This window comes from Actinobaculum suis (assembly GCF_900102025.1).
Lineage (GTDB): Bacteria > Actinomycetota > Actinomycetes > Actinomycetales > Actinomycetaceae > Actinobaculum > Actinobaculum suis.
Window position 1 is genome coordinate 112,118 of the sequence record NZ_FNAU01000003.1, and the last position, 25,287, is coordinate 137,404.

Here is a 25,287-nt window from a genome sequence, read left to right on the forward strand (position 1 = left end):
CCGGCAGTTTGGGCCGGTGCAATTCTCACACCGAAGGCTATTGTACGGCGGCAAGCGGTCCCCTGCTCGCACCCGGCCACACCTGGCGGTCAAATCTTCTATCAGTGCTGGTAAGGCTATAAATGCGGGCGGGCCGATAAGTACCGGCAGGAAGGAAATGGAAAAACTAGCCGCCGCAAGTGCGAGCGCCTGGCTCGTACAAACCTACTCGGGTAAAAAGTATCGCTCCGTTACCGAGCTGGTAGCGGAGCGATACTTTTTTCGGGCCGACGGTTGTGCTCGTGCCGTGCACGCGCACAACCGGGCCGCTATGAAGTTGTAAAAATAGCGTTTAACGCTTGGAGAACTGCGAAGCCTTACGGGCCTTCTTGAGGCCGGCCTTCTTGCGTTCCACCGCGCGTGCGTCGCGAGTGAGGAATCCGGCCTTCTTCAGTGCCGGACGGTTCGCTTCGCGGTCAATTTCGTTGAGGGCGCGGGCCACACCGAGACGCAGCGCGCCAGCCTGGCCAGAAGTGCCACCACCATCGATGCGAGCGATCACATCGAAACGGCCTTCCAGATCGAGCAGAGCGAACGGAGCGTTCACCAGCTGCTGGTGGATCGGGTTCGGGAAGTAATCCTTGAGCCCACGGCCATTAATCTTCCATTCGCCGGTACCCGGGAGCAGACGCACACGCGCCACCGCTTCCTTCCGACGGCCGAGCCCATGGCCCGGCACCATTGCAGATACGCCCTGTCCGGTGCGAGGAGTTTCGGTTTCCGTAGTGTAGGAACCCGTGAACTCCTCTTCCACCTGAGCGTCAACATTCGTTTCTGACATTTATGTAAATCCTGTTCCGAAAAGCTTTGCGCCTACTGGGCAATCTTCTTGAGCTCGTACGGCTCCGGTTGTTGAGCAATATGCGGGTGTTCGGCACCTGCATAAACCTTGAGCCGCGTCATCTGCTTGCGGCCGAGGCGCGTACGCGGGACCATGCCCTTCACTGCTTCCTGAACGGCACGCTCGGGCCGGGTTGCGAGGAGCTCGGCATAAGATGTGGCCTTCAAACCACCCGGGTAACCGGAGTGGCGGTAGGACATCTTGTCGCGGAGCTTGCTTCCCGTCAGAGCAACCTTCGATGCGTTAATAACAATCACGAAATCGCCGGTATCGGCATTCGGAGCAAAAATGGGCTTATGCTTCCCACGGAGCAGGGTGGCAACCTGTGCTGCCAAACGCCCGAGAACAATATCTGTGGCATCAACGATGTACCACTTACGGTCAATGTCTCCGGGCTTAGGAGTGTACGTGCGCACTTGCGTAGCCTTCGTTTCTCGTTAGGGTCTCGCTACGCTGCTGATCAAGCACACAGTTATCCTGCCTAGCCGATTCTGTACCGCCGCGGTTAAGAAGCTTCCGGGCGAAGCGAATTGACGAGCGCTCTGCGCGCGCGAGACCTCAAATGGTCATTTAAAATCTTTGTTGGGCATTGGCACGGCGAGTGGGAAAAGCACCGTACTCACTTCGCACAACAACAATCCAGGATACCGGGAAGAGGCACAACCGTCAAAGATTAAGTGCGTGTGTGAGGCTTTCCACCGCGCGCGTCCGCGGCTCACTCGGCAGCATTCATCCGCGGCTGACTCAGCAGCATTCATCCGCGGCTGACTCAGCAGCATTCAGCCGCGGCTCACTCAGCAGCATTCGCGTCTTGCTCAGCAGCATTCATCCCGGCGCTGGCGAGCCTGTTGGGCGCGCTGCGCATAACCTTCCGGTTCGGGATAAATAACATTTTCCAAGGTGAGCGGATGCGCCGGAGCTACCACTACTTCCCCGGTGCGGTTACATTCTGCTAGGCGGCGCCAGGGCCACTCAATATCCCGTGCCCCACTCCCCACGCGCAGGAGCGCCCCCACGAGCGTGCGCACCATGGAGTGGCAAAAAGCATCGGCCCGGGCATGAATGAGTAATTGTTGGCCGGCTCCGCCTCCGAGTTCTACCACATCCAACCTTTGCAAAGTGCGGATCGTGGTAGCTCCTTCGCGCGGCTTGCAATATGAAAGGAAATCGTGGGTGCCGAGCAGGCCGCGCGCGGCAGCGTTCATGGCGGCCACGTCTAGCGGTTCTTCGCCCCACCACAAAACGTCGTGGCGGCGCAACGGATCAGCCGGCCCGGTGCATACCCGGTACGTATATTCGCGGGCCAATGCTGAAAACCTGGCATCAAAATCTGCTGGTACTTTCCGGACTTGGCGTACGACGACGTCGGACACCCCGCGCGGCACGTTTAGCCGCACCGCGGCACCGGTCCCCGCGGGCGCTGCAGCATTATTCGCCCCCGCGGTATTGGCCGCAGTGCCACTCGTACTGCTTCTAGCGGCAGCCATGGCGGCCCGGTATTCGCGCGATAGCACCCCGGCCAGGCGGGTGCGTAATACAGTTCCCGGGCATCTTCCGGCCCGGTCCCGCAAAGTGGCAACTGCCTGCGCGCTTAGGTCGGCGTGGGCCACTTGCCCGCGCGCGTGCACCCCGGCGTCGGTCCGGCCCGCCACGGTGAGCGTTACCGGTTCCCGTAAAATGGTTTCTAAGGCAGTTTCGAGTACGCCTTGCACGGTGCGCAGGCCGGGTTGGCGCGCCCACCCGTGAAATCCTGTGCCATCATAGGCAATATCGAACCGAACCCGTACTGTTTGCGCTACCGTATCTTCCATGGAAGCAGTCTCCCACAAAGATGTACGCACACTCGCCGTTGATTGCGGTGGTGGTGGTATCAAAACGACGTTGCTTGACGCCGGTGGCTTCCAAATTGGCCCCGCTCACCGCACCGAAGTGATCTATCCTTTCTCTCCCGAGGCGCTGCTGGAGATTATTGCCAGCGATACGGACTTTTTGGCGCAAGTTCCCGGCTTGGGGCGCGAGCCCGGCCTGCCCCTCTACGATCGGATTACCGTTGGTATGCCGGGTATGATTCGCCATGGCAAGGTGATTTACACGCCGCACTATATTCGCCGTTCCGGCCCGCATACCCGGATCGACCCGGAGAATGAGGCAGCGTGGAATGGTTTGGATATTCAGGCGGCTTTGGAAGAGCGTTTTGGCGTGCCCGCGCTGGTGATTAATGATTCGGAGGTTGCCGCGGCCGGGGTTATTTCCGGCGAAGGTTTGGAAGTGGTCCTCACTTTCGGTACCGGTTTAGGTTCCGCAATTGTTGACGACGGCGTACTTGCCCCGCACCTGGAAATTTCGCATGCACAAATGCGGTGGGGCCTTACTTACGACGACGTAGTGGGCGAAATTGAGCGGATCCGCCTGGGAGATGCGGCATGGAGCCGGCGTGTGCTGCGCGCCGTGGATTCTCTGTTCCCCGTGATCCGGTGGGACAAGCTTTATATTGGCGGGGGCAATGCTGCCCGGATTACTCCCACCGTGCGGGCTCGTTTTGATTCCCGCGTAACTTTCATTCCCAATGCGGCGGGTATGAATGGCGGGGTGCGAGCTTGGAGCCTGGCCCGCCGCCGCGAACGGCCCGCACGCGGGTAAATAACAGTTCGCTAAGGCCAGCTTCCGAGAACGGCTGCACGCAGCTGACCAAAGCCCGCCTCCAAGAACACCCAGCACGCAGCTGACTAAAGCCCGCTTCCGGGAACGACCCGCCCGCAAAACAATAGCGACCGCCACGCCGATAATTATTTGGACTATAAGGTACACGCGCGGGGCGCGTAGCTTCAATAAAATGTACACGCGCGGGGCGCGTAGCTTGGGAAAGCTACGCGCCCCGCGGACGTATCGCACTATTTAGTTATTGCAACCACGCATTGGTTACTGCAACCACTCGTTGGTTATTGCAACCACGCGTTAGTTAGCTATTGCAACCGTGTGCGCTACTTGGTTTCTTCCGTTTTTGCGGCTTCTGCCGGGCTATCTGCGCTGGGAGCGCTTTCGGCGCTCGGCGCCGATGCTGCAGATTCGGCCGACTCGGCAGATTCAGCAGATTCCGCGGATTCGGCAGATTCTGCGGATTCAGCGGCTGCGGCTTCTGCACGCGCGGCCTTCTCCGCTGCCTTTTCAGCTTCGCGGACTACTGCCTGCTTGGGCGAAACCTTTTCCGTGACCAGAGAGATAACGGCCATTGGGGCGTTATCACCGCGGCGGTTACCAATCTTAACGATGCGGGTGTAGCCGCCCTGACGTTCCGCGAACAGCGGGGCCAGTTCCTCGAAGAGGATATAAGCGGTCTCGCGATCCTTGAGCGTCTTCAGCGCCAGGCGACGATTGTGCGTATCACCCTTCTTCGCCTTCGTGATGAGGCGTTCCATGTAGGGCTGCACCGTCTTGGCCCGCGCCAAGGTGGTACGGACGGACTTGTGGTGCACCAGTTCCTTGCACAAGTTCGCGATGATCTTGCGCTGATGCGAGGGGCTTCCGCCCAGACGCGGACCCTTCTTCGGTGTAGGCATTGTGTTCTCCTATAAAAATTCTTCGCCCGGGATTATTTAGGCGTTATCGCTGAACTGCATCCCGTAATCGTCGCTGTAGCTGAAGGCAGCACCGCTATCCTTGAGCGCCAAGTCCAGCTTGGCTAGTTCATCCTTGACATCTTCGATCGACTTAGCGCCGAAGTTGCGAATATCAAGAAGATCTTCTTCGCTACGCTGTACGAGCTCACCAATGGTGTGGATACCTTCACGCTGCAGGCAGTTCTGAGAACGCGCCGGCAGGTTGAGGATCGTAATGGGACGTTGCAGATCAGAAGAACGCTGCTCTTGCACCGGAGCCGGACCGATCTCAATACCTTCTGCTTCTTCGTTCAGCTCCGTGGTGAGCCCGAAGAGCTCGACCAGGGTCTTACCGGCGGAAGCCAGCGCATCGCGCGGAGTAATCGAGGGCTTCACCTCAACATCAATGACGAGGCGATCGAAGTCCGTACGCTGTTCCACACGCGTGGCCTCGACCTTGTAGGAAACCCGGACAACCGGCGAATAGATGGAATCGATCGGAATGCGCCCGATTTCGTCGTCGTCACCCTTATTCAGAGCCGCAGAAACGTAGCCGCGGCCGCGTTCTACAGTGAGATCGATTTCGATCTTGCCCTTTTCGTTCAAGGTGGCGATGTGCAGTTCCGGGTTGAGGATCTCAACGCCGGCCGGCGGTGTAATGTCTCCGGCCGTTACCTCACCCGGGCCCTGCTTGCGCAGGTACATCAAAACGGGTTCATCCTGTTCCGAAGAAACCACAAGTTCCTTCAGGTTGAGGATGATTTCCGCTACGTCTTCCTTCACGCCCGGAATGGTGGAGAACTCGTGGAGCACCCCGTCGATCCGGATGGAAGTAACTGCCGCGCCGGGGATCGACGACAGCAGGGTACGGCGTAGAGAATTACCGATGGTGTAGCCGAATCCAGGTTCCAACGGTTCGATCACGAACTTGGAGCGAAGCTCCGAGATCTGTTCTTCCTTGAGAACAGGACGCTGCGCAATGAGCACTTTGTATCCTTCCCGTAGGCGACCGCTATATGACGCCCACGCAAATCCTCGTAACACTCGGACCGGTTACGAGAAATAATCTGCACTACCCATGATTCTCGCGCTTTCCCAGGCCAGGCGCGGCAATAGTTGCCGCTACCCGCACTAAAGACGAAGCGAGATTGGGATGCTATAAAGTTTTTTCGATGTACTTCGGGGATATTTTCCAGCCGGCTGGCTGGAAAACTTACCCGGCGAAGTGCGGGATTAGACGCGGCGGCGCTTCGGCGGCCGGCAACCGTTGTGAGCCTGCGGAGTGACATCCTGAATGGAGGTCACTTCCAGACCGGTAGCGGTGAGCGAACGGATAGCCGTTTCGCGCCCCGAGCCCGGGCCCTTGACGAAGACGTCTACCTTCTTCATTCCCTGTTCCATCGCGCCGCGTGCGGCGGATTCGGCAGCCAGCTGGGCTGCGTACGGAGTGGACTTACGAGAGCCCTTGAATCCCATCTGCCCAGCGGAGGCGGAGGAGATAACCGCACCCGTGGGGTCGGTAATAGAAACGATAGTGTTGTTAAACGTGGACTTAATGTGGGCCTGACCCTGTACCACGTTGCGGCGTGTAGCGCGGCGCGGACGCCGGGCCGCCGTTGACTGACGAGCCATTTCTTCCTTCTTTCGAACTACTGCTATGCGAGTGGCAGGCCCTTAGGCCTTCTTCTTGCCGGCAACCGTGCGCTTCGGGCCCTTGCGGGTACGCGCGTTGGTCTTGGTGCGCTGGCCGTGCACGGGCAGGCCACGACGGTGGCGAATACCCTGGTAGCACCCGATTTCTACCTTGCGGCGAATATTGGCCTGCACATCGCGGCGCAGATCGCCTTCAATCATGTAGTGCTCGTTGATGTAGTTCGAGAGCGTCGCCAGCTGATCGTCCGTGAGGTCACGCACGCGCGTATCGGGGCTGATCCCCGTAGCGGCGAGCGTCTCATGGGAACGAGTGCGGCCGATGCCGTAAATGTATGTAAGCGCGATTTCTACCCGCTTCTCACGCGGGATATCGACGCCAGAGACACGTGCCAATTTCTTAGCTCCTCATATCTGGCCGGAGGTATCCTGCATCGCCGTACTCGCACGTCTCAAAACGCGAGCCCCGGCCTCCGGACCGGGGGTTGCTTCACAGCAGGCGATGCTTGAAAAAACGTCAGTTACCCTGACGCTGCTTATGCCGGGGATTTGCGCTGCAGATGACCATCACGCGCCCGTGGCGACGAATGATCTTGCAGCTGTCGCACATCCGCTTAACGCTCGGCTTGACCTTCATCCTTGCTTCCCTCTGTATTTACTTATAGCGGTACACGATTCGCCCGCGGCTCAGATCGTAGGGAGTAAGCTCCACTACTACCCGGTCCTCCGGAAGAATCCTGATGTAGTGCTGACGCATTTTGCCAGAAATATGGGCCAGCACTTCGTGCCCATTTTCCAGCTCGACCTTGAACATCGCATTGGGAAGCGCTTCTACAACGGTCCCCTCTACCTCGATGACTCCGTCTTTCTTGGCCATGATCCTCCGCTATTACTCCTACCGCCCGCCTGCCGCGCACGGTACAGGCAGCCCGCCCGTAATTCCATTTTGGGCAAAACGTACCGACCTCCCATACTACTAGGTTTCGCCCAGTGTTGAAAAGGTCGCAAACACATGTGGTCCATCACGGCATACAGTGCCTTCCAGATCGGGCAGAGGCGAGCTGGAGCCGTATGAAAACCAGCCCCACCGAATTAATCCGCGCGGGACCCACCCGCGAGGGTTAGTCCTCGAGCGGAACCGGAGTGATGCCGAAAGGCGCGAGGCCGGCTGCTCCCCCGTCGGGCTCATTGAGTACCCAAATGCCGCCCTTATGGAGCGCAACTTGTGATTCCCAATGGCAGGCATCCGAGCCATCATTCGTTTTCGTGGTCCACCCGTCCGCTAACGTGTGATTGGCCTGGTCACCTTCGGTGAAAATCGGTTCGATGCACAGCACCATGCCGGGCCGCAAACGCGGACCGCGGGCCGCCGTCGCATAATTGAAAACATTTGGCGGTTCGTGCATCGCTTTCCCGATCCCGTGCCCCGTGAAATCTTCCACGATGCCCGGTTCAGGATCTTGGGATGTTGCAAAATCGTCGATTGCTTCCCCAATATCACCTACATATTTTCCGGTAGCCATGGCCGCGATACCTACCCACATCGCTTGCCGAGTGAGTTCCGAAAGGCGTTCGCGCCGGGCAGTTACTTCCGGATCCCCACCAGGGATTACCACCGAATAGCAAGAATCTCCGTTCCATCCGTCAATCAGAGACCCGCAATCGAAGGAAACAATATCGCCCGGTTGCAAGATTTCGGTATCGCTGGGGATGCCGTGCACCACGGTGTCATTTACGGAAATGCAGGTTTGTGCCGGGTAATCGTAGTAGCCATAGAAGTTTGAAACCGCACCAGCGGCGTCTAGCACTTCTTTAGCGATCCGATCTAGCTCCCCGGTGGAAACGCCCGGTTTTGCAGCCGCCACGAGTTCTTTGTGGATCTGCCGGACAATCAGTGCCGCCCGCCGACACTTGCGGATTTCCTCGTTCGTTTTATATTGAATGCCGCTGCGGCTTCTCATCTTTTCCTCTTCTACCTCTGCGCTGTTTTTGACTTCTGCGGTACTTGTACTTCTGCGGTACTTCTGCTTGTGCGGTACTTCTACTTGCGCGGTACTGGTACTTCTGCGGTACTTCTATTTGTGCGGTTGGCGTTTGTATAGCTTTCCGCGCACCGCTACCGAAAATATTTTTATCTACCAGCCACTTATGCGGAAACGGCCGCGCCCCGAGGCGCGGCCGTTTCCGCATAAGCCAAAATTCATCCTCGTTGTTTAGCCAAGGAAATCCTGGAGAGCAGTTTCGATGCGCTGGGTGGTTTCGGCAATCCCGGCCCCACCATCGATCCGTACTACCAGCCCGCGCGCCGCGTAGGCGTCAACGATCGGCTGGGTTTCCTGATGGTAGACCTCGAGCCGGTGACGGATTACTTCCTCGGTATCATCGGCCCGGTTTTGTTGCTTGGCCCGGCCCAGCAAGCGCCGAACCACTACGTCGTCGTCCACATCGAGCATGATTACCGCATCGATCTTGGTTTCGCCGAGCATTTCATCCAGGGCATCAACCTGCGCGAGATTACGCGGGTAGCCATCGAGGAGGAAGCCCCCGGCGGCGTCGTCTTCGGCAATGCGCTCTGCCACCATGCGGTTGGTGACCTCATCGGGCACCAGCGCACCACGTTCCGAATAGGAAGCGGCGAGTTTACCGAGCTCGTCTTGCGCGGCCGCGTGAGCGCGGAAAAGATCACCGGTAGAAATTGCGGGAATGCCCCGCCGTTCTGCAATACCTTTCGCCTGCGTGCCCTTCCCCGCTCCGGGTGGACCCACGATAATCAGTCGATACGCCATGTTTCGTCCTTCTACTGCTATTTCTTTTACCAGCGGCCACCACGCGCGTAGCTTCCGCCAGAAACAACCCCAGCTCGCATCCCGAGCCTGCGCGCAAAGCTTTTCCAGCGAAGCTACTTGCGGCTATTATTGCCGGAAAGGAAGCCTTCGTAGTGCCGCTGCTGGAGCTGGGCGTTGATGTCCTTGACGGTCTGCAAGCCCACACCCACGAGAATCATGATGGATGTGCCGCCGAAACCGGACTGGTGAATACCGAGCGCCGCAAAAAGCAAAATCGGAATCAGCGCGACGATCGCCAGGTAAGTAGCGCCCACCCAGGTGAGGCGGTTGGAAACGAAGTGCAAGTATTCTGCCGTCGGCCGGCCCGCGCGCACGCCCGGAATGAAACCGCCGTAGCGTTTCATATTATCCGCCACTTCTTCCGTATCGAAAGCAATCGACGTGTAGAAGAAGGTGAAGAAGAACGTGAGGAGGGCATAGCAAAGAATATAGGCCCAACCGCTTTGCGTGAAGTTGCGTTGGATCCACTGCACCCAGCCGGCCTCCGGACTGCCGAAGGTGGAAATCATGTTGGGGAGCATCAAAATCGAAGACGCGAAAATTACTGGAATAACGTTCGCCATATTGATCTTGATGGGCAGGTACGTCGTCGAACCGCCGTAGGTGCGCCGGCCAATAACGCGCTTCGCGTACTGGACCGGGATGCGCCGCTGCGACTGCTCCACGAAAGTAACCACGAGTGTGATCACCAGGAATACCGCCACCACGAGGGCAACCGTGCCCCAGCCGTGGGTTTGCAAGATGCCGCCAAGCAGGCCCGGGAATCCGGCGCAAATACCGGTGAAGATCAGGATCGACATGCCGTTACCCACGCCGCGTTCAGTAATCAGTTCGGCCATCCACATGATCAGGCCGGTGCCGGCCGTCATGGCAAGAATGGTCATCGTGTACGTCCACCACGTAGCGTCTGGGATAACGTCCAGGTTGCATCCCTGGAAAATGGTGTAGTTAGCGGTGGAAACAACGACGGCCGACTGCAAGAGTGCCAGCCCGATGGTCAAATACCGCGTGTACTCCGTAAGTTTGGCCTGCCCGGTTTGACCTTCTTTGTGGAGCTCTTGGAAACGCGGAATCACCACGCGCAAGAGTTGCACAATAATCGACGCCGTAATGTAGGGCATGATCCCGAGTGCGAAGATCGACAGGTGCATCATGGCCCCGCCGGAGAACAGGTTCATCATCGAGACGAGGTCGTTCGTACCGGCCTGGGTCGAAAGGCACTGGCGCACGTTCGAGAGGCTCACGAAGGGAGCCGGAACAAAGCTTCCGAGGCGGTAAATCACCATGATGAACATGGTGAAGAGAAGCTTATTGCGCAAGTCTGGCGTGCGGAACGCCGCTGCAAAGGCCTTAATCAAGGTTCCTCCAGATGGTGCGAGCCCGGGCTCGCCTCGTTTGTGCCCGCGAGGGCCAATATTTCACGTGACGCATTGCGTTTGCTTGCCGCGTGATGACTGGCAGTCTACTACCTGACGGTAGCACGCGCGGAAAGCATGCCTTGGCCATGATAACCGCGACTTTCCGGATTCGCACTCACACAGCGAAAACTGTGCCTGAGCGCTCACCGAGGCGGCACGCTGTATAGCCATATCCACAATACGTATATAGGACTGGGGCCCCGCACTTTCAGTTGTGCGGGGCCCCAGTGCCGTACCGAACTACGCGCGAACGTAATTCGGTGAGAAGTGCCTGAAGCACTTATCTATTGCGCTGCTGTTGCTGTTTGTTCGGCTGCGTTGCGTGTTACCGAACCGATTGTTCGGCCGCGCTTTGCGATACCGAACCGCTTATTCGGCCGCGTTGAGCGTTACCGAACCGCCAGCTGCTTCGATCTTCGACTTTGCCGATCCGGAGCAGGCATCTACGGTCACGTCTACCTTGACCGAGATTTCGCCTTCGCCGAGGACCTTGACGAGTTCGTTCTTGCGAACCGCGCCCTTGGCTACGAGATCGGGAATCGTGACCGTGCCGCCCTCCGGGAAGAGTTCGGCGAGCAGCCCAACATTGACAACCTGGTATTCCTTGCGGAACGGGTTCTTGAAGCCACGCAGCTTGGGCAGGCGCATGTGCAGTGGCATCTGGCCACCTTCGAAGCCTGGCCGTACTGTATTACGCGCCTTCGTACCCTTCGTTCCCCGCCCAGCGGTCTTACCCTTGGAGGCCTCACCGCGGCCTACGCGGGTACGAGACTTGTTGGATCCGGGGGCCGGACGCAGGTCGTGGATCTTGAGAATCTGGGGCTCTTCGGCCGGATTCTTTTCTGCCATCGCTACGCCTCCTCTACTTCTACGAGATGCGCGACCACGCGAAGAATACCGCGAATGATCGGGGTATCTTCATGTTCCACGCTCTGGCCGATCTTCCGCAGTCCGAGCGTGCGGAGGTTCTCCCGCTGCCGTTCGTTCTGCCCAACCGTGCCCCTGACCTGAGTGATCTTTAGCTTTGCCATTACGCACCCACTCCTGCTGCCGCGGCTTCGTTTTCAGCTTGCGCGGCCGCAGCTTCCTTTTCTGCGCGTTCGCGCGCATCAAATTCTGCTCGGGCACGGAGCATGCCTTCCGGAGCCACCCGTTCGAGCGGCAGGCCACGGCGGGCCGCCACTGCTTCGGGCTGTTCGAGTTGCTTCAGCGCGGCCACGGTGGCACGCACGATATTGATGGCGTTCGAAGATCCGAGGGACTTCGTGAGTACATCGTGGATGCCTGCCGCTTCCATTACCGCACGCACCGGACCGCCGGCGATTACACCGGTACCGGGAGCAGCCGGACGCAGCAGCACGATGCCCGCAGAATCTTCACCCTGCACGATGTGCGGGATGGAACGTCCCATGAGCGGTACGCGGAAGAAGTTCTTCTTCGCGTCTTCCGTGCCCTTGGAGATCGCCGCGGGTACTTCCTTCGCCTTGCCGTAGCCAACGCCCACCAGGCCGTTGCCATCGCCTACCACCACGAGGGCGGTGAAGGACATGCGGCGGCCACCCTTGACGGTCTTGGCCACACGGTTGATGGTGACAACGCGTTCTACGTACTGGCTTTCTTCGCGCCGGCCACGCCGTTCGCGCCGGCCGCCACGCTCGCCGCGACCGCGCTGGCCGCCGCGATTGTCTTGTTGATTCCGGCCTTCGGCGGCCGGGTTTTGCTGTTCATTCACAGACATTTCCTCTGCCTTTCCTGAGCCGTTAGAATTCGAGTCCAGCGGCGCGGGCGCCATCGGCGACCGCCGCCACGCGACCGTGATACTTGTTGCCGCCACGATCGAAGACGACCGTGGTGATGCCGGCTTCCTTGGCACGCTTGCCAACGAGTTCGCCGACTCGGCGCGCCTGTTCCGTCTTCGTGCCTTCCAGATCGCGCAATGCTTCTTCCAGGGTGGAAGCCGCGGCCAGCGTGTGGCCGACGGTATCGTCAATCACCTGGGCTTGCATATTGCGATTGGAACGCGAGACCACCAGACGCGGCCGCTCTGGCGTGCCACTCACGCGCTTGCGAAGGCGGAAGTGACGGCGCGAGCGAGCTACAAACTTGCCCTTACCTTGTGGAGGAACAGCCATTACTTACCAGCCTTTCCAGCCTTGCGGCGAATAACTTCGCCAGCGTACTTGATGCCCTTACCCTTGTACGGTTCAGGGGCGCGGAGCTTCCGGATCTGCGCGGCTGTTTCTCCAACGAGCTGCTTATCAATTCCAGAAACCGTTACCTTGTTGTTACCCTCCACGGTAAAGGTGATGCCTTCCGGCGGGTTCACAACAACCGGGTGCGAGAAGCCGAGCGCAAATTCCAGGCCCTGGCCCTTCGCTGCCACGCGGTAACCGGTACCAACGATTTCGAGCTTCTTCGCATAGCCTTCGGTAACGCCAACCACCATATTGTTGATGAGCGTGCGGCACAGTCCGTGCAGGGAACGCGCCTCGCGGCTTTCGTTCGGCCGTTCTACGGTAACGACGCCGTCTTCCACCTTCGCCGTAATCGGTTCGGGAAGTTCGTAGGCTAGTTCGCCCTTCGGGCCTTTCACGGTGACCTTGCTTTCGGCCACGGTAATTTCTACACCGGCCGGAACGGTAATCGGGAGTCTTCCAATACGCGACATGTATCTTTTCCTCCCTTACCACACGTAGGCGAGGACTTCGCCGCCCACGCCCTGGTCTTTGGCCTCGCGGTCTGTGAGCAGACCGGAAGAAGTGGAGAGGATTGCTACGCCCAGGCCATCAAGAACCCGCGGAAGGTTCGTGGACTTGGCGTAAACGCGCAGGCCCGGCTTGGAGACGCGGCGCAGCCCAGCCAGGGCACGTTCGCGGTTGGAGCCGTACTTGAGCGTGAGGGTCAGGTTCTTTCCAACCTCGGCATCCTCGACTTTATAGTCGGCGATGTAGCCTTCGCGCTTCAAGATTTCCGCGATGCGGGACTTAATCTTGGAGTAAGGCATGCTCACCGACTCATGGAACGCCGAATTGGCGTTACGCAGACGTGTCAGCATGTCTGCGATGGGGTCAGTCATTGTCATTTCTGGGCTTTTGCCCTTCCTCGTCGCGGTTTCCCTACCGGACCTGCGACGTAGTTTCTTACCAGCTGGACTTCTTTACACCGGGGAGTTCGCCGCGTAGCGCGAGCTCACGGAGGCAAATTCGGCACAGGCCGAACTTGCGGTAAACGGAGCGCGGACGCCCGCAGCGGTTGCACCGCGTGTAGCCGCGAACCTTGAACTTTGGCTTACGAGCCGCTTTGTTCTTCAGTGCTGTTTTCGCCATGTTTTCTTACGCCTCCTTGAAGGGGAAGCCGAGGTGGCGGAGAACGGCACGCCCTTCGTCATTCGTCTGCGCGGTGGTCACGATGGTGATATCCATACCACGCACCCGATCGATCTTGTCTTGGTCGATCTCGCGGAAGACGGTCTGGTCGGTCAGGCCAAAGGTGTAATTACCACGGCCGTCGAACTGACGCGGCGAAAGGCCACGGAAATCGCGAATACGCGGGAGCGCCGTCGAAATCAAACGGTCCAGGAACTCCCACATGCGATCCCCACGCAGGGTCACATGGCAACCAATCGGCTGCCCTTCACGGAGCTTGAACTGCGCAATCGACTTGCGAGCCCGCGTCACCTGCGGCTTTTGCCCGGTGATAGCGGCCATATCCGCAACCGCGCCGTCCATGACCTTGTGGTCGTGCGCGGCATCGCCAACGCCCATATTGACCACGATCTTCTGCAGCTTCGGGATCTGATTTACGTTCTGGTACTTGAATTCCTTTTGGAGTTCAGGCACAACCTGCTCGAGGTATTGGGTCTTGAGCCGAGGGGTCACAGCTCGATCTCCTTCCCGCCACGCCGGCCGATGCGTTCGCGCACAATCTTCTTCCGGCCGTCACGTTCCACTTCCACCTCGCGGTAGCCCACGCGAACGGGCTTGCCGTCCGGAGCCACCAGCATCACGTTGGAAATGTGGATCGGGGCTTCGATGGTTTCGATGCCGCCCGAAGCGGTCTGCGAGCCGGGAGCTCCGGCCCGGCGGTGGCGCTTGACGCGCTGCACGCCTTCTACGATCACGCGGTCCTTCTTCGGGTCTACCTTGAGCACACGGCCCTGCTTACCCTTATCGCGCCCGGCGATGACCTGCACAAGATCGTCCTTCTTGATCTTTGCCAACTAAATCACCTCCGGCGCGAGCGAAACGATACGCATGAACTTCTTATCACGCAGCTCACGCCCGACCGGCCCGAAGATACGGGTGCCGCGCGGGGTGCCATCGTCCTTAATCAGGACGGCTGCGTTTTCGTCGAACTTGATGTAGGAACCGTCAACGCGACGGGTTTCCTTCTTTGCACGGACGAGCACCGCCTTGACGACGTCGCCCTTCTTCACATTGCCGCCCGGAATAGCATCCTTGACGGTGGCGACAAAGGTATCGCCTATCCCGGCGTAGCGCCGGCCAGAGCCGCCGAGCACGCGGATGCAAAGCAGTTCCCTTGCTCCGGTGTTATCGGCGACGGTTAGCCGCGTCTCCTGCTGGATCATTTATCTTCTCCTGTTGTCGTGCTGGTTCTCAATACTGAGCCTTGCCGAACTGAATGCCGGTTGGTTCTTCGGAACTATCCGAGCCTTACCGGACTTGGTGCTCTGGGCGCTACTTCGCCTTTTCGATTACCTCGACCACGCGGAAGTGCTTGGTCTTGGAAAGCGGGCGAGTTTCCATGATGGACACGAGATCGCCTTCGCGTACCTCATTGGTTTCATCATGCGCCTTGACACGCTTGGTACGGGTAATAATTTTACCGTATAGCGGGTGCTTGACCCGGCTTTCGACCTCGATGACAACGGTCTTATCCATCTTGTCCGAGACGACGTAGCCGCGAAGCACCTTCCGGTGATTACGTTCCTGTGTTTCGCTCATCTTTTGCCTCACTCTTCGGAATCAGGAGCGGTACGAATGCCGAGCTCCCGTTCGCGCTTAATGGTGTAAATCCGAGCGATTTCGCGACGGACTTGCTTGAGACGACCTTGATCTTCGAGGCGGTGCGTGACCGCGGAGAAACGAAGGTTGAAGGCCTCACGCTTGGATTCGCGGAGCTTTTCCAGCAGCTCGGCGTCGGTCATCCCGTCGAGCTCTTCGGTGGAAATTCCCTTAGCCATTACTCAACCTCCTCCCGGCTGATGAACCGGGTCTTAATCGGGAGCTTGTGCTGGGCGCGGTTCAGGGCCTCGCGGGCCAGCTTTTCATCCACTCCAGCGATTTCAAACATCACGCGGCCTGGCTTTACATTCGCAATCCAGGTTTCCACCGGGCCCTTACCGGAACCCATACGGACTCCCAGCGCCTTCTTCGTAAGCGGGCGATCCGGGAAGATGTTGATCCACAGTTTGCCGCCACGCTTGACGTGACGGGTGGCAGCCACACGGGCCGCTTCAATCTGCCGATTGGTGATGTAGGCGGGCTCCAGGGCCATGATGCCGTATTCACCGAATGCCAGTTCGGTACCGCCCTTGGCCATGCCGTGACGGTCCGGGCGATGCTGCTTGCGCCACTTTGTGCGACGAGGAATCAGCATGGTTTATGCCTCCGATCCAGTGTTCGGCTTGGCGGCGCCAGCGCCCTGAGCCGAAGCAGTAGCTTCTGCGGCTTCTGGCTGCGCTTGCTGCGCCTGCGGCGCCTGCTGCTGGCGGCGTGCGCCACCGCGCCCGCGGCCACCACCGCGCCGTTCTCCGCGCCCGCGGCCGCCCCGGCCGCGTCCCCGCGGAGCTTCTGCCAGGCTGCGGTAGTACTCGGCGTCGGTAATATCGCCGCGGTACACCCACACCTTCACGCCAATTCGGCCGAAGGTGGTGCGAGCTTCGTAGAAGCCGTAATCAATGTTTGCGCGAAGGGTGTGCAGCGGCACACGGCCTTCCCGATAGAATTCCGAACGCGACATTTCGGCGCCACCCAAACGGCCCGAAACCTGCACGCGGATGCCCTTCACACCGGCGCGCTCCGCGGACTGAATAGCCCGGCGCATGGCGCGGCGGAAGGAGACGCGCGAGGCAAGCTGTTCAGCTACGCCCTGCGCTACCAGCTGCGCATCGGCTTCGGCATTCTTGACTTCCAGAATGTTGAGCTGGATTGCCTTGCCGGTGAGCTTTTCCAGATCGGCACGCAGCCGGTCTGCTTCTGCCCCGCGCCGTCCAATGACGATGCCCGGACGAGCGGTGTGGATGTCTACCACTACCCGCTCCGCGCGGCGTTCGATATTGACCCGCGAAATACCGGCGCGTTCCAGCGTCTTGGTAATCATTTCGCGAATCTTGACGTCTTCGATCACATAGTCGGCGTAACGCTGACCCTTCTTGGTCGAATCAGCGAACCACTTCGAGCGGTGATCGGTGGTAATGCCGAGACGGAACCCGATTGGGTTAACCTTCTGTCCCACTAGCGGGCCCTCCTCTGCTGCCTAGTCGTTTTCTTTGCCTTCGGTTTATCGTCTGAAACGACAACCGTAATGTGGCTCGTGCGCTTCAGGATGCGGTTGGCGCGGCCTTGGGCACGCGGCCGGATACGCTTCATGGTCGGACCTTCGTCGGCGTAAGCCTCGGTGACGTACAGGTCTTCTTCATCAAAGCGCTCCCCTGCTTCATCAGCGTGGTAACGAGCGTTAGCGATGGCGGATTCCAATACCTTGCGGATCTGGACGGCCGCCCGCTGGGGTGCGAACTGCAGCGTATCGAGCGCATCAACGGCACGCTGGCCGCGGATAATATCCACGACGCGGCGAGCCTTCATCGGCGTGACGCGCACGAACCGCGCTTGCGCGTGTGCTTTCATTTGTCTGCCTTACTCTCCTGGGAGCGCCTTAGCGGCGCCGCCCTTTCCGGTCGTCTTTCTCGTGTCCGCGGAACGTGCGCGTGGGAGCGAACTCCCCGAGCTTGTGCCCCACCATTGCTTCGGTGATGAACACCGGCACGTGCTTGCGTCCGTCGTGTACCGCGAAGGTGTGACCCAGGAAATCCGGGGTGATCACAGAGCGACGCGACCACGTCTTGATGACGTTACGTGTGTTGTTCTTGTTCTGTTCGTCGACCTTCTTCATGAGGTGGTCGTCAACGAACGGACCTTTCTTCAAACTACGCGGCATAAGCGATTACCTCCCTAGTGCTTCTTGCCGGTCTTGCGACGGCGCACAATGAGCTTGTCGCTGGCCTTCTTCGGACGGCGCGTGCGGCCTTCCTTCTTACCCCAGGGGCTGACCGGATGGCGGCCACCTGAAGTCTTACCTTCACCACCACCGTGCGGGTGATCAATCGGGTTCATGGCCACACCACGGACGGACGGGCGAATGCCCTTCCACCGCATACGGCCGGCCTTACCCCAACTGATGTTAATGTGTTCGGCATTGCCAACTTCGCCTACCGTGGCGCGGCAACGCACATCCACATTGCGGATTTCGCCGGAAGGCATGCGCAACTGCGCGTAGCGGCCTTCGCGGGCTACCAGCTGCACCGAGGCCCCGGCCGAACGCGCGATCTTCGCGCCGCCGAGCGGTTGCAGTTCCACATTGTGAACGGTGGTACCGAGCGGAATGTTACGCAGCGGCAGGTTATTGCCAACCTTGATATCCGCATCCGGGCCGTTTTCTACCACGTCGCCTTGCGAAATGCCCTTCGGCGCCAAAATGTAACGCTTGGCGCCGTCTACGTAGTGCAGAAGAGCAATGCGGGCAGTGCGGTTCGGATCGTATTCGATGTGCGCTACCTTTGCTGGTACGCCATCCTTATCCCAGCGCCGGAAATCAATAATCCGGTACTGCCGCTTATGCCCACCACCACGATGCCGGGTGGCAATGCGGCCGCGGTTATCCCGGCCGCCAGTCTTCTTGAGCGGACGAACGAGCGACTTTTCCGGGGTCGATCTGGTGATCTCGGCGAAGTCGGCAACGCTCGCACCGCGACGACCCGGGGTCGTCGGCTTGTACTTACGAATTCCCATGAGTTCTATTCCTCAGCTTCTCGGGCTCGCCCTACAGGACGTCGCCGTAGATATCGATCGTGCCTTCCCGCAGGGTAACGATCGCGCGCTTCGTATCCTTCTTCCGGGCAATGCCGGTACGCGTGCGCCGCGTCTTCCCCTTCCGGTTTTGTGTATTAACGGAAGCCACCTTGACGTCGAAAATCTTCTCGATCGCCCACTTGATCTCCGGCTTGTTAGCGCGCGGATCAACAAAGAAGGTGTACTGGCCAATTTCTTCGGCAATTGCCGTTTTCTCGGTTACCAGCGGGGCGAGGATAATATCGTGCGGATCCCGGTTCCAGAACTTATCGCTCATTACTTCTCACCCTTCGTATGCGTTTCCACAAATTTGTTGAGCGCGCTTTCGGTGAATACCACGTGATCGGCTACCAGTACGTCGTAGCTATTGAGCTGATCGACGTAAATCGGGTGCACTTCGGGGAGATTACGCACGGAACGTACCGCGGTATCTTCGCCGCGTTCCGTTACCACGAGCGAACGGCGTCCCTCGGTGAAGGAGTGGAGCAAGTTCTTTGCGCTCTTCGTGGACGGAACATCATCTTCGGTGAAGGCGGTAACCGCGTGAATGCGGCTGGCCCGAGCCCGGTCCGAAAGCGACTGCAAAAGCGCAGCGGCAATCATCTTCTTGGGCGTGCGCTGCGCGTAAGAGCGCGGCTGCGGGCCGTGTACGGTGCCACCACCGGTGAACTGCGGAGCGCGGATCGAGCCCTGACGTGCCCGGCCGGTACCCTTCTGCCGGAACGGCTTACGGCCACCGCCGCGAACTTCCCCGCGAGTCTTGGTCTTGTGTGTGCCCGCCCGGGCCGCCGCGAGCTGCGCGTTAACGACCTGGTGGAGCAACGGAATATTTACTTCGACGTCGAACAGGGCCTCCGGAAGAACCGCGCTACCGGCGGTCTTCCCCGAAGCATCGAGGACGTCAATCTGGAAGTCTGCCATCGCTTAGTTTCCCTTCACGGACGTGCGAACCACGACCGAGCCACCCTTGTTACCAGGGATGGCACCGACGACGAGGAGGAGTCCCTTCTCAGCATCGACGGCGTGGATGGACAGGTTCTGGACCGTCACGCGGCTCTTCCCGCTCCGGCCAGCCATGCGCGTGCCACGGAAAACACGAGAAGGTGTGGCGCACGCGCCGATGGAGCCGGGCTTGCGGTGGATACGGTGGGCACCGTGCGAAGCCGGACCACCGCCGAAGCCGTGGCGCTTCATTACCCCGGTGAAGCCCTTACCCTTGGAGGTGCCGATTACATCAACCTTCTGGCCCGCTTCGAAAACATCGGCCGTCAGTTCCTGGCCGAGCGTGTATTCGGAAGCGTCCGAGGTGCGGATTTCTGCGAGCTTCTTGCGCGGCGTCACGCCGGCCTTCGCGAAATGCCCAGCCATCGGCTTCTTTACGTTCTTCTTCTGTTCATCACCCGAAGCGAGCTGCACGGCGGAATAGCCGTCAACTTCGGGGGTGCGCACCTGGGTAACGACGTTCGTTCCAACGCGCACAACGGTGATCGGGACTACACGCCCCTGTTCATCCCATGTCTGGGTCATACCCAGCTTTGTGCCGAGCAGAGCCTTGACGGGCTTGCTGGCAGTAGCCTGCTTGGAGTTCATTGCCTACTTACCTCAGAGCTTGATTTCCACGTTGACGTCCGCCGGAAGATCGAGACGGCGGAGGCTGTCGATCGTCTTCAGAGTCGGATCAACGATGTCGATGAGGCGCTTATGAGTGCGCATCTCGAACTGCTCGCGCGAGTCCTTATACATGTGCGGCGAGCGGACGACGACGAACACGTTCTTTTCCGTCGGGAGCGGCACCGGGCCGACTACTTTCGCGCCGGTACGCGTGACCTCGTCGACGAGCTTTTTGGCTGCGCTGTCAATGACCTCGTGGTCATAGGCCTTCAGCCGGATGCGGATCTTCTGTCCCGCCATGGCGCGTCTACCTCTCTTCTGCGTTGGTGCCCCGGTACCCGCACTCGGGCGTGTCGCGCCAACGAGAACGAGAGCGCTCAATCCACCCTATGTGAGGTTACAAGGAACCAGTTTTCATTCACATCGGCGCGAGGCCGATAAGCCAGCTTCGTAAACGCGGTGCTAACACCGCGTTTCGAGCAACTTGTATATTATGCCGCGAGCGAGCCACTTTCCGCAAGCATTCGCTGCTGCAAGTGGCGAGCCGCATATTCTAGCGGCGGGATACAAAGCAAAAGGCCCGGGCGTTTAGCCCGAGCCTTTCACTTTTACTCATTTGGTCTTAGCGGACGATCTTCGTTACACGCCCGGAACCAACGGTGTGGCCACCCTCGCGAATAGCGAAGCCGAGGCCTTCTTCCAGAGCGATCGGGTGGATCAGCTCAACGGACATTTCGGTGTTGTCACCGGGCATAACCATTTCGGTGCCTTCCGGCAGAGTAATGGTGCCGGTAACGTCCGTGGTACGGAAGTAGAACTGCGGACGGTAGTTGGTGAAGAACGGATTGTGGCGGCCGCCTTCTTCCTTCTTCAACACGTATACCTGAGCTTCGAACTGGGTGTGCGGCTGAACGGTGCCCGGCACCGCCACAACCTGGCCACGTTCCACGTCGTCGCGGTTGATGCCGCGCAGCAGCAGCCCGCAGTTTTCGCCGGCTTCGGCGTAGTCCATGGACTTGTGGAACATTTCGATACCGGTAACGGTGGTCTTCTGCACCGGGCGGATACCAACGATTTCCACTTCGGAGTTGAGCTGCAAGGTACCGCGTTCCACACGGCCGGTAACCACGGTGCCGCGGCCGGTAATCGTGAAGACGTCTTCGATCGGCATCAGGAACGGCTTGTCGGTATCGCGAACCGGATCTTCGAAGTAGTTGTCTACCTCGTTCATGAGTTCTTCAATGGAAGCAACCCACTTGGCGTCGCCTTCCAGCGCCTTGAGCGCGGAGATGCGGACTACCGGCAGGTCATCCCCCGGGTAACCCTGGGAAGAAAGGAGATCACGGGTCTCCATTTCTACCAGTTCGAGCAGCTCTTCGTCGTCCACCATGTCGGACTTGTTGAGTGCCACGATGATCTGCGGTACGCCGACCTGACGGGCGAGCAGTACGTGCTCACGCGTCTGGGCCATCGGGCCGTCAGTTGCAGCGACCACGAGGATGGCGCCGTCCATCTGGGCCGCACCGGTAATCATGTTCTTGATGTAGTCGGCGTGGCCGGGGGCGTCAACGTGAGCGTAGTGACGCTTCTCGGTCTGGTATTCAACGTGGGAAACGTTAATGGTAATACCGCGCTGGCGCTCTTCCGGAGCGTTATCCACCTGATCGAACGGCGTGAACTCGTTCAGATCCGGGTACTTGTCCGCAAGTACCTTGGTGATTGCGGCGGTCGTCGTCGTCTTACCGTGATCAACGTGACCGATGGTGCCGATGTTCATGTGCACCTTGGACTTATCGTACTTGGCCTTCGCCACTGGGCCCTCCTGGGACTCTAACTAAATTTACTTACAGCTTTATGGACTGGCGCTTTCGCACCCGCCCTTGTCGAATTATTAGTTCCTAATTCTAAACGAAAAAGGAGCTTATTCGCCGTGGGCCTTCGCCACGATTTCGTCGGCTACTGCCTTCGGAACTTCCGCGTAGGATCCAGCCTGCATCGAGTAGACTGCACGGCCCTGGGTCTTCGACCGGAGGTCACCAACATAACCGAACATTTCGCTCAGCGGAACGTCCGCACGAATGATTTTAACACCGCGCGAATCTTCCATCGAACGAATCGTACCGCGCCGCGAGTTCAGGTCGCCGATAACGTCGCCCATGTACTCTTCGGGGGTGCGAACTTCCACATCCATAATCGGCTCCAGGAGTACCGGCTTCGCCTTCTTGGCGGCCTCCTTGAACACCTGGTTGCCCGCAATCTTGAAGGCCAGTTCCGAAGAATCGACGTCGTGGTAGGCGCCGTCTTCCAAAGTTGCCTTCACACCTTCCACCGGGTAGCCAGCAATGATGCCGTTCTGCATCGATTCCTGGATACCTTCGTCTACGGAAGGAATGTATTCCTTGGGCACGCGCCCACCGGTGACCGCGTTTACGAACTCGTAGGTCTGGCCATCGGCCGTGTAATCCAAGGGTTCGATAGTCACGATAACGCGTGCGAACTGACCGGAACCACCGGTCTGCTTCTTGTGCGTGTATTCCACATGCTCGACCTTGCGGCGGATCGTTTCGCGGTAAGCCACCATGGGGGCACCAACATTGGCGTCCACCTTGAATTCCCGCTTCATGCGATCTACCAGAATGTCGAGGTGAAGTTCGCCCATACCGCCGATGACGGTCTGGCCGGTTTCTTCATCCTGGCGCACGGTAAAGGTCGGATCTTCTTCCGCGAGCTTTTGAATCGCAACCGAAAGCTTCTCCTGATCGCCTTTCGACTTCGGTTCAATAGCCACGTGAATCACGGGCTCGGGGAAGGACATGGATTCGAGGATGATCGGCGCGTCCTGCGCGCACAGGGTGTCACCCGTCGTCGTATCCTTCATACCCACGAAAGCGTAGATATGACCAGCGTGCGCCACATCAACCGGGATTTCCTGGTTGGAGTGCATCTGGAACATCTTGCCGATACGTTCGCGCTTACCCTTGACCGAGTTGAGCACCTGCTCGCCCTGCTTAATGGCGCCGGAGTACACGCGAATGTAGGTCAGCTTGCCGTAGAAGGGGTGTACCGCGATCTTGAACGCCAGTGCGGAGAACGGTTCCTTCTCCGTGGAGTGGCGCTCTTCGGTTTCGCCGTCTTCTTCGTGGCCGGGCTTGAAGCCCTTGATCGCCGGAATGTCGATCGGAGCCGGGAGGAAGTCTACAACGCCGTCCAGGAGCGGCTGTACGCCCTTATTCTTGTAGGCAGAGCCTGCAAATACGGGGTAAATCTCCGAAGCGATGGTACGCATGCGGATGCCCTGCTTGATTTCCTCGGTGGTCAGTTCCCCTTCTTCGAGGTACTTCTCCATGAGTTCGTCATTGGCTTCCGCGGCCAGTTCCATCAATTCGCTGCGGTAAAGCTCGGCTTGTTCCTGCAGTTCCGCGGGGATATCTTCTTCTACCACCACGGCACCCCAGGTGTCGTTACCCTTATCGTCCTTTTCGGGGAAACGTACTGCCTTCATCGTCAATACGTTGACGACGCCGGACAGTTCCGATTCCGCTCCGATCGGGAAGGTTACCACCGCAGGAATAGCCTTCAGGCGGTCCCGAATGGTGGAAAGGGTGTATTCGAAATCGGCACCGAGCTTATCCATCTTGTTGACGAAGCAGATGCGCGGAACGCCGTACTTATCGGCCTGGCGCCACACCGTTTCGGACTGCGGCTCCACACCTTCCTTGCCGTCGAACACCGTGATGGCGCCGTCGAGTACGCGCAAGGAGCGCTCCACTTCGACCGTGAAGTCGACGTGGCCTGGCGTATCAATAACGTTGAACTGGTATCCCTTCCAGAAGGCGGTAACGGCCGCCGAGGTAATGGTGATGCCGCGTTCCTTCTCCTGGGCCATCCAGTCGGTGGTCGAAGCACCATCGTGCGTTTCGCCCAACTTGTGGTTGATGCCGGTGTAGAAGAGGACGCGCTCGGTAGTGGTAGTTTTACCGGCATCGATGTGCGCCATGATGCCGATATTACGGACCTTGGTTAGGTCAGTAAGCGCTTTCACTTCTTGTGCCACGTTTGTTTAGCTCTCTCTTGTTAGAAATGCTGCGTTCTTACGCAACGAATTACCAGCGATAGTGAGCGAAAGCCTTGTTGGCTTCCGCCATGCGATGTGTATCTTCACGGCGCTTGACAGCAGCACCCAGGCCGTTGGAAGCGTCGAGGATTTCATTGAGCAAACGGTCCTGCATGGTGTGTTCGCGGCGCAGCCGCGCATACTGGACCAGCCAGCGCAACCCGAGTGCCGTGGAGCGGGCCGGCTTGACTTCTACCGGAACCTGGTAGGTCGCGCCACCCACACGCCGCGAGCGGACTTCCAGCTGCGGCTTGATGTTATCCAGGGCGCGCTTGAACACCGTGAGGGCATCCTGTTCCGACTTTTCAGCAACGCCTTCCAGCGCGCCGTAAACGATGGACTGGGCCTTCGCCTTCTTGCCATCGCGGAGCACGATGTTTACCAGCTGCGTGACGAGCGGCGAGTTGTAGATCGGATCCGCAATAATCTCGCGCTTCTTGACTGGACCTTTACGAGGCATGCTTACTTCTCCTTCTTCACGCCGTAACGGGAGCGGGCCTGGTTGCGGCCGCGCACACCTTGCGTGTCGAGTGCGCCACGCACGATCTTGTAACGAACACCGGGGAGGTCCTTTACGCCACCACCGCGCACGAGCACGATCGAGTGCTCCTGCAGGTTGTGACCTTCACCCGGGATGTAGGCCGTGACCTCAATACCCGAGGAAAGACGAACACGGGCTACCTTCCGGAGCGCGGAGTTCGGCTTCTTCGGGGTAGTTGTAAATACGCGGGTGCACACCCCTCGCCGCTGCGGGCTTCCTTTGAGCGCAGGACGCTTGGAGGCGCGCTTCTTCTTCGCGCGGCCCTGACGGACCAACTGCTGAATAGTAGGCACTATTTCTCCTGTTTTGAAAAATGAATATCTATCGTTCGCCAGGGCGGCGGGATACACACCGCTTATCCGCGCTAGCAGTAGTTCACCCGGGGCGTACCTTTATCAGGTTACCTCGGTGTGGACATACCGTGTGGCCGCGCCTGCGAACAGGCAACCCTACCAAGATTAGCGGCCACACGGGATTTACGTCAAAGGTTAAGGCCCTGCGGTGGTAGGAAACACAGCTTTTGCCCCGCGGAAGCGGTTTT

38 protein-coding genes are annotated in these 25,287 nt (G+C 59.0%); 1 reads left to right on the forward strand and 37 read right to left on the reverse strand.

Features of this window, described 5'->3' with window-relative positions; genetic code table 11:
- Positions 1 to 331: 331 nt before the first annotated feature.
- The 3 genes from rpsI to BLT47_RS02665 form a co-directional block, all read right to left on the reverse strand.
- On the reverse strand, positions 332 to 820 hold the full coding sequence (gene rpsI / locus BLT47_RS02655) for a 30S ribosomal protein S9 (protein ID WP_049618668.1): 489 nt from the start codon (positions 818 to 820) through the stop codon (positions 332 to 334).
- 32 nt (positions 821 to 852) lie between these two features.
- Positions 853 to 1,296 (reverse strand): 50S ribosomal protein L13, encoded by a 444-nt coding sequence (gene rplM / locus BLT47_RS02660; protein WP_049618669.1) that lies wholly within the window; start codon positions 1,294 to 1,296, stop codon positions 853 to 855.
- 399 nt (positions 1,297 to 1,695) lie between these two features.
- On the reverse strand, positions 1,696 to 2,691 hold the full coding sequence (locus BLT47_RS02665) for a tRNA pseudouridine synthase A (RefSeq protein WP_074661353.1): 996 nt from the start codon (positions 2,689 to 2,691) through the stop codon (positions 1,696 to 1,698).
- On the opposite strand from BLT47_RS02665, the gene BLT47_RS02670 reads away from it, so the two are divergent.
- Positions 2,690 to 3,520 carry an ROK family protein gene (locus tag BLT47_RS02670; protein ID WP_074661356.1) on the forward strand — a complete coding sequence of 277 codons (831 nt, stop codon included), beginning with the start codon at positions 2,690 to 2,692 and terminating at the stop codon, positions 3,518 to 3,520. The genes BLT47_RS02665 and BLT47_RS02670 overlap by 2 nt on opposite strands.
- A gap of 341 nt (positions 3,521 to 3,861) precedes the next feature.
- Here BLT47_RS02670 and rplQ read toward each other — a convergent pair whose 3' ends face one another.
- The 34 genes from rplQ to rpsL form a co-directional block, all read right to left on the reverse strand.
- Positions 3,862 to 4,437: a 50S ribosomal protein L17 gene (gene rplQ, locus BLT47_RS02675; protein WP_049618672.1), complete on the reverse strand. Its 576-nt coding sequence runs from the start codon at positions 4,435 to 4,437 to the stop codon at positions 3,862 to 3,864.
- 36 nt (positions 4,438 to 4,473) lie between these two features.
- Positions 4,474 to 5,463: a DNA-directed RNA polymerase subunit alpha gene (locus BLT47_RS02680; RefSeq protein ID WP_049618673.1), complete on the reverse strand. Its 990-nt coding sequence runs from the start codon at positions 5,461 to 5,463 to the stop codon at positions 4,474 to 4,476.
- Positions 5,464 to 5,709: 246 nt separating this feature from the next.
- Positions 5,710 to 6,108, reverse strand: coding sequence for a 30S ribosomal protein S11 (gene rpsK / locus BLT47_RS02685; protein ID WP_049618674.1), 399 nt, complete (start codon positions 6,106 to 6,108; stop codon positions 5,710 to 5,712).
- A 42-nt stretch (positions 6,109 to 6,150) separates the two neighbouring features.
- Positions 6,151 to 6,522, reverse strand: coding sequence for a 30S ribosomal protein S13 (rpsM, locus tag BLT47_RS02690; RefSeq protein ID WP_049618675.1), 372 nt, complete (start codon positions 6,520 to 6,522; stop codon positions 6,151 to 6,153).
- 121 nt (positions 6,523 to 6,643) lie between these two features.
- Complete coding sequence (rpmJ, locus tag BLT47_RS02695; protein ID WP_074661360.1) at positions 6,644 to 6,763, reverse strand: 50S ribosomal protein L36; 120 nt, start codon at positions 6,761 to 6,763, stop codon at positions 6,644 to 6,646.
- An 18-nt stretch (positions 6,764 to 6,781) separates the two neighbouring features.
- A complete protein-coding gene (infA, locus tag BLT47_RS02700) occupies positions 6,782 to 7,003 on the reverse strand; it encodes a translation initiation factor IF-1 (protein WP_049618676.1) in 222 nt (73 codons plus the stop codon).
- Between the two features lie 244 nt (positions 7,004 to 7,247).
- Positions 7,248 to 8,087 (reverse strand): type I methionyl aminopeptidase, encoded by an 840-nt coding sequence (gene map / locus BLT47_RS02705; protein ID WP_074661364.1) that lies wholly within the window; start codon positions 8,085 to 8,087, stop codon positions 7,248 to 7,250.
- A 252-nt stretch (positions 8,088 to 8,339) separates the two neighbouring features.
- Positions 8,340 to 8,912 carry an adenylate kinase gene (locus tag BLT47_RS02715; protein ID WP_074661371.1) on the reverse strand — a complete coding sequence of 191 codons (573 nt, stop codon included), beginning with the start codon at positions 8,910 to 8,912 and terminating at the stop codon, positions 8,340 to 8,342.
- A gap of 113 nt (positions 8,913 to 9,025) precedes the next feature.
- Positions 9,026 to 10,330, reverse strand: coding sequence for a preprotein translocase subunit SecY (secY, locus tag BLT47_RS02720; protein ID WP_074661374.1), 1,305 nt, complete (start codon positions 10,328 to 10,330; stop codon positions 9,026 to 9,028).
- A gap of 429 nt (positions 10,331 to 10,759) precedes the next feature.
- A complete protein-coding gene (rplO, locus tag BLT47_RS02725) occupies positions 10,760 to 11,239 on the reverse strand; it encodes a 50S ribosomal protein L15 (RefSeq protein WP_074661378.1) in 480 nt (159 codons plus the stop codon).
- A gap of 2 nt (positions 11,240 to 11,241) precedes the next feature.
- Positions 11,242 to 11,421: a 50S ribosomal protein L30 gene (gene rpmD / locus BLT47_RS02730; protein ID WP_049618681.1), complete on the reverse strand. Its 180-nt coding sequence runs from the start codon at positions 11,419 to 11,421 to the stop codon at positions 11,242 to 11,244.
- The gene (gene rpsE, locus BLT47_RS02735) at positions 11,421 to 12,128 is read right to left on the reverse strand and encodes a 30S ribosomal protein S5 (protein ID WP_049618682.1); all 708 of its coding nucleotides are present in this window, start codon (positions 12,126 to 12,128) and stop codon (positions 11,421 to 11,423) included. The genes rpmD and rpsE overlap by 1 nt, the downstream gene beginning before the upstream one ends.
- Positions 12,129 to 12,150: 22 nt before the next feature.
- Positions 12,151 to 12,522 carry a 50S ribosomal protein L18 gene (gene rplR / locus BLT47_RS02740; protein WP_049618683.1) on the reverse strand — a complete coding sequence of 124 codons (372 nt, stop codon included), beginning with the start codon at positions 12,520 to 12,522 and terminating at the stop codon, positions 12,151 to 12,153.
- The gene (gene rplF, locus BLT47_RS02745) at positions 12,522 to 13,058 is read right to left on the reverse strand and encodes a 50S ribosomal protein L6 (RefSeq protein ID WP_065414909.1); all 537 of its coding nucleotides are present in this window, start codon (positions 13,056 to 13,058) and stop codon (positions 12,522 to 12,524) included. Before rplF ends, rplR begins: the two co-directional genes overlap by 1 nt.
- A 15-nt stretch (positions 13,059 to 13,073) precedes the next feature.
- Entirely contained in the window at positions 13,074 to 13,472 is a 399-nt protein-coding gene (gene rpsH, locus BLT47_RS02750) for a 30S ribosomal protein S8 (RefSeq protein WP_049618685.1), read from the reverse strand.
- Between the two features lie 58 nt (positions 13,473 to 13,530).
- The gene (locus BLT47_RS02755) at positions 13,531 to 13,716 is read right to left on the reverse strand and encodes a type Z 30S ribosomal protein S14 (protein ID WP_074661381.1); all 186 of its coding nucleotides are present in this window, start codon (positions 13,714 to 13,716) and stop codon (positions 13,531 to 13,533) included.
- Positions 13,717 to 13,722: 6 nt separating this feature from the next.
- Positions 13,723 to 14,268 carry a 50S ribosomal protein L5 gene (gene rplE, locus BLT47_RS02760; protein ID WP_049618686.1) on the reverse strand — a complete coding sequence of 182 codons (546 nt, stop codon included), beginning with the start codon at positions 14,266 to 14,268 and terminating at the stop codon, positions 13,723 to 13,725.
- Positions 14,265 to 14,609, reverse strand: a complete 345-nt coding sequence (gene rplX, locus BLT47_RS02765) for a 50S ribosomal protein L24 (protein WP_049618687.1) — start codon at positions 14,607 to 14,609, stop codon at positions 14,265 to 14,267. The genes rplE and rplX overlap by 4 nt, the downstream gene beginning before the upstream one ends.
- Positions 14,610 to 14,978 (reverse strand): 50S ribosomal protein L14, encoded by a 369-nt coding sequence (rplN, locus tag BLT47_RS02770; RefSeq protein ID WP_049618688.1) that lies wholly within the window; start codon positions 14,976 to 14,978, stop codon positions 14,610 to 14,612.
- 109 nt (positions 14,979 to 15,087) lie between these two features.
- Positions 15,088 to 15,354, reverse strand: a complete 267-nt coding sequence (rpsQ, locus tag BLT47_RS02775) for a 30S ribosomal protein S17 (protein WP_049618689.1) — start codon at positions 15,352 to 15,354, stop codon at positions 15,088 to 15,090.
- A gap of 8 nt (positions 15,355 to 15,362) precedes the next feature.
- A complete protein-coding gene (rpmC, locus tag BLT47_RS02780; RefSeq protein ID WP_049618690.1) occupies positions 15,363 to 15,593 on the reverse strand; it encodes a 50S ribosomal protein L29 in 231 nt (76 codons plus the stop codon).
- A complete protein-coding gene (gene rplP / locus BLT47_RS02785) occupies positions 15,593 to 16,009 on the reverse strand; it encodes a 50S ribosomal protein L16 (RefSeq protein WP_049618691.1) in 417 nt (138 codons plus the stop codon). Before rplP ends, rpmC begins: the two co-directional genes overlap by 1 nt.
- Before the next feature lie 3 nt (positions 16,010 to 16,012).
- Positions 16,013 to 16,867: a 30S ribosomal protein S3 gene (gene rpsC, locus BLT47_RS02790; protein WP_074661385.1), complete on the reverse strand. Its 855-nt coding sequence runs from the start codon at positions 16,865 to 16,867 to the stop codon at positions 16,013 to 16,015.
- Positions 16,867 to 17,259, reverse strand: a complete 393-nt coding sequence (gene rplV / locus BLT47_RS02795; RefSeq protein WP_049618693.1) for a 50S ribosomal protein L22 — start codon at positions 17,257 to 17,259, stop codon at positions 16,867 to 16,869. Before rplV ends, rpsC begins: the two co-directional genes overlap by 1 nt.
- A 28-nt stretch (positions 17,260 to 17,287) precedes the next feature.
- Complete coding sequence (gene rpsS / locus BLT47_RS02800; protein ID WP_049618694.1) at positions 17,288 to 17,569, reverse strand: 30S ribosomal protein S19; 282 nt, start codon at positions 17,567 to 17,569, stop codon at positions 17,288 to 17,290.
- 14 nt (positions 17,570 to 17,583) lie between these two features.
- Positions 17,584 to 18,420 (reverse strand): 50S ribosomal protein L2, encoded by an 837-nt coding sequence (gene rplB, locus BLT47_RS02805; RefSeq protein WP_049618695.1) that lies wholly within the window; start codon positions 18,418 to 18,420, stop codon positions 17,584 to 17,586.
- Positions 18,421 to 18,451: 31 nt separating this feature from the next.
- Positions 18,452 to 18,757 carry a 50S ribosomal protein L23 gene (gene rplW, locus BLT47_RS02810; RefSeq protein WP_049618696.1) on the reverse strand — a complete coding sequence of 102 codons (306 nt, stop codon included), beginning with the start codon at positions 18,755 to 18,757 and terminating at the stop codon, positions 18,452 to 18,454.
- Positions 18,757 to 19,401: a 50S ribosomal protein L4 gene (gene rplD / locus BLT47_RS02815; RefSeq protein WP_065414906.1), complete on the reverse strand. Its 645-nt coding sequence runs from the start codon at positions 19,399 to 19,401 to the stop codon at positions 18,757 to 18,759. The genes rplW and rplD overlap by 1 nt, the downstream gene beginning before the upstream one ends.
- A gap of 3 nt (positions 19,402 to 19,404) precedes the next feature.
- Positions 19,405 to 20,070 (reverse strand): 50S ribosomal protein L3, encoded by a 666-nt coding sequence (gene rplC / locus BLT47_RS02820; protein ID WP_049618698.1) that lies wholly within the window; start codon positions 20,068 to 20,070, stop codon positions 19,405 to 19,407.
- Positions 20,071 to 20,082: 12 nt separating this feature from the next.
- On the reverse strand, positions 20,083 to 20,391 hold the full coding sequence (gene rpsJ / locus BLT47_RS02825) for a 30S ribosomal protein S10 (protein WP_074661388.1): 309 nt from the start codon (positions 20,389 to 20,391) through the stop codon (positions 20,083 to 20,085).
- Positions 20,392 to 20,713: 322 nt separating this feature from the next.
- A complete protein-coding gene (gene tuf, locus BLT47_RS02830) occupies positions 20,714 to 21,904 on the reverse strand; it encodes an elongation factor Tu (RefSeq protein ID WP_074661391.1) in 1,191 nt (396 codons plus the stop codon).
- Between the two features lie 108 nt (positions 21,905 to 22,012).
- A complete protein-coding gene (gene fusA, locus BLT47_RS02835) occupies positions 22,013 to 24,145 on the reverse strand; it encodes an elongation factor G (protein WP_074661395.1) in 2,133 nt (710 codons plus the stop codon).
- Positions 24,146 to 24,194: 49 nt separating this feature from the next.
- The gene (rpsG, locus tag BLT47_RS02840) at positions 24,195 to 24,665 is read right to left on the reverse strand and encodes a 30S ribosomal protein S7 (protein ID WP_049618701.1); all 471 of its coding nucleotides are present in this window, start codon (positions 24,663 to 24,665) and stop codon (positions 24,195 to 24,197) included.
- Between the two features lie 2 nt (positions 24,666 to 24,667).
- Positions 24,668 to 25,039 (reverse strand): 30S ribosomal protein S12, encoded by a 372-nt coding sequence (gene rpsL / locus BLT47_RS02845; RefSeq protein WP_049618702.1) that lies wholly within the window; start codon positions 25,037 to 25,039, stop codon positions 24,668 to 24,670.
- Between the last annotated feature and the right edge of the window lie 248 nt (positions 25,040 to 25,287).

Excerpts from the sequence above, each read along its gene's own strand:
- rpsI (WP_049618668.1), bottom strand. The coding sequence starts at position 820 with ATGTCAGAAACGAATGTTGACGCTCAGGTGGAAGAGGAGTTCACGGGT.
- BLT47_RS02670 (WP_074661356.1), top strand. The coding sequence starts at position 2,690 with ATGGAAGCAGTCTCCCACAAAGATGTACGCACACTCGCCGTTGATTGC.
- BLT47_RS02665 (WP_074661353.1), bottom strand. The coding sequence starts at position 2,691 with ATGGAAGATACGGTAGCGCAAACAGTACGGGTTCGGTTCGATATTGCC.
- rplQ (WP_049618672.1), bottom strand. The coding sequence starts at position 4,437 with ATGCCTACACCGAAGAAGGGTCCGCGTCTGGGCGGAAGCCCCTCGCAT.
- rpsK (WP_049618674.1), bottom strand. The coding sequence starts at position 6,108 with ATGGCTCGTCAGTCAACGGCGGCCCGGCGTCCGCGCCGCGCTACACGC.
- rpmJ (WP_074661360.1), bottom strand. The coding sequence starts at position 6,763 with ATGAAGGTCAAGCCGAGCGTTAAGCGGATGTGCGACAGCTGCAAGATC.
- infA (WP_049618676.1), bottom strand. The coding sequence starts at position 7,003 with ATGGCCAAGAAAGACGGAGTCATCGAGGTAGAGGGGACCGTTGTAGAA.
- map (WP_074661364.1), bottom strand. The coding sequence starts at position 8,087 with ATGAGAAGCCGCAGCGGCATTCAATATAAAACGAACGAGGAAATCCGC.
- BLT47_RS02715 (WP_074661371.1), bottom strand. The coding sequence starts at position 8,912 with ATGGCGTATCGACTGATTATCGTGGGTCCACCCGGAGCGGGGAAGGGC.
- rplO (WP_074661378.1), bottom strand. The coding sequence starts at position 11,239 with ATGGCAGAAAAGAATCCGGCCGAAGAGCCCCAGATTCTCAAGATCCAC.
- rpmD (WP_049618681.1), bottom strand. The coding sequence starts at position 11,421 with ATGGCAAAGCTAAAGATCACTCAGGTCAGGGGCACGGTTGGGCAGAAC.
- rpsE (WP_049618682.1), bottom strand. The coding sequence starts at position 12,128 with ATGTCTGTGAATGAACAGCAAAACCCGGCCGCCGAAGGCCGGAATCAA.
- rplR (WP_049618683.1), bottom strand. The coding sequence starts at position 12,522 with ATGGCTGTTCCTCCACAAGGTAAGGGCAAGTTTGTAGCTCGCTCGCGC.
- rplF (WP_065414909.1), bottom strand. The coding sequence starts at position 13,058 with ATGTCGCGTATTGGAAGACTCCCGATTACCGTTCCGGCCGGTGTAGAA.
- rpsH (WP_049618685.1), bottom strand. The coding sequence starts at position 13,472 with ATGACAATGACTGACCCCATCGCAGACATGCTGACACGTCTGCGTAAC.
- BLT47_RS02755 (WP_074661381.1), bottom strand. The coding sequence starts at position 13,716 with ATGGCGAAAACAGCACTGAAGAACAAAGCGGCTCGTAAGCCAAAGTTC.
- rplN (WP_049618688.1), bottom strand. The coding sequence starts at position 14,978 with ATGATCCAGCAGGAGACGCGGCTAACCGTCGCCGATAACACCGGAGCA.
- rpsQ (WP_049618689.1), bottom strand. The coding sequence starts at position 15,354 with ATGAGCGAAACACAGGAACGTAATCACCGGAAGGTGCTTCGCGGCTAC.
- rpmC (WP_049618690.1), bottom strand. The coding sequence starts at position 15,593 with ATGGCTAAGGGAATTTCCACCGAAGAGCTCGACGGGATGACCGACGCC.
- rplP (WP_049618691.1), bottom strand. The coding sequence starts at position 16,009 with ATGCTGATTCCTCGTCGCACAAAGTGGCGCAAGCAGCATCGCCCGGAC.
- rplV (WP_049618693.1), bottom strand. The coding sequence starts at position 17,259 with ATGAAAGCACACGCGCAAGCGCGGTTCGTGCGCGTCACGCCGATGAAG.
- rpsS (WP_049618694.1), bottom strand. The coding sequence starts at position 17,569 with ATGCCGCGTAGTTTGAAGAAAGGTCCGTTCGTTGACGACCACCTCATG.
- rplB (WP_049618695.1), bottom strand. The coding sequence starts at position 18,420 with ATGGGAATTCGTAAGTACAAGCCGACGACCCCGGGTCGTCGCGGTGCG.
- rplW (WP_049618696.1), bottom strand. The coding sequence starts at position 18,757 with ATGAGCGATAAGTTCTGGAACCGGGATCCGCACGATATTATCCTCGCC.
- rplD (WP_065414906.1), bottom strand. The coding sequence starts at position 19,401 with ATGGCAGACTTCCAGATTGACGTCCTCGATGCTTCGGGGAAGACCGCC.
- rplC (WP_049618698.1), bottom strand. The coding sequence starts at position 20,070 with ATGAACTCCAAGCAGGCTACTGCCAGCAAGCCCGTCAAGGCTCTGCTC.
- rpsJ (WP_074661388.1), bottom strand. The coding sequence starts at position 20,391 with ATGGCGGGACAGAAGATCCGCATCCGGCTGAAGGCCTATGACCACGAG.
- rpsG (WP_049618701.1), bottom strand. The coding sequence starts at position 24,665 with ATGCCTCGTAAAGGTCCAGTCAAGAAGCGCGAGATTATTGCGGATCCG.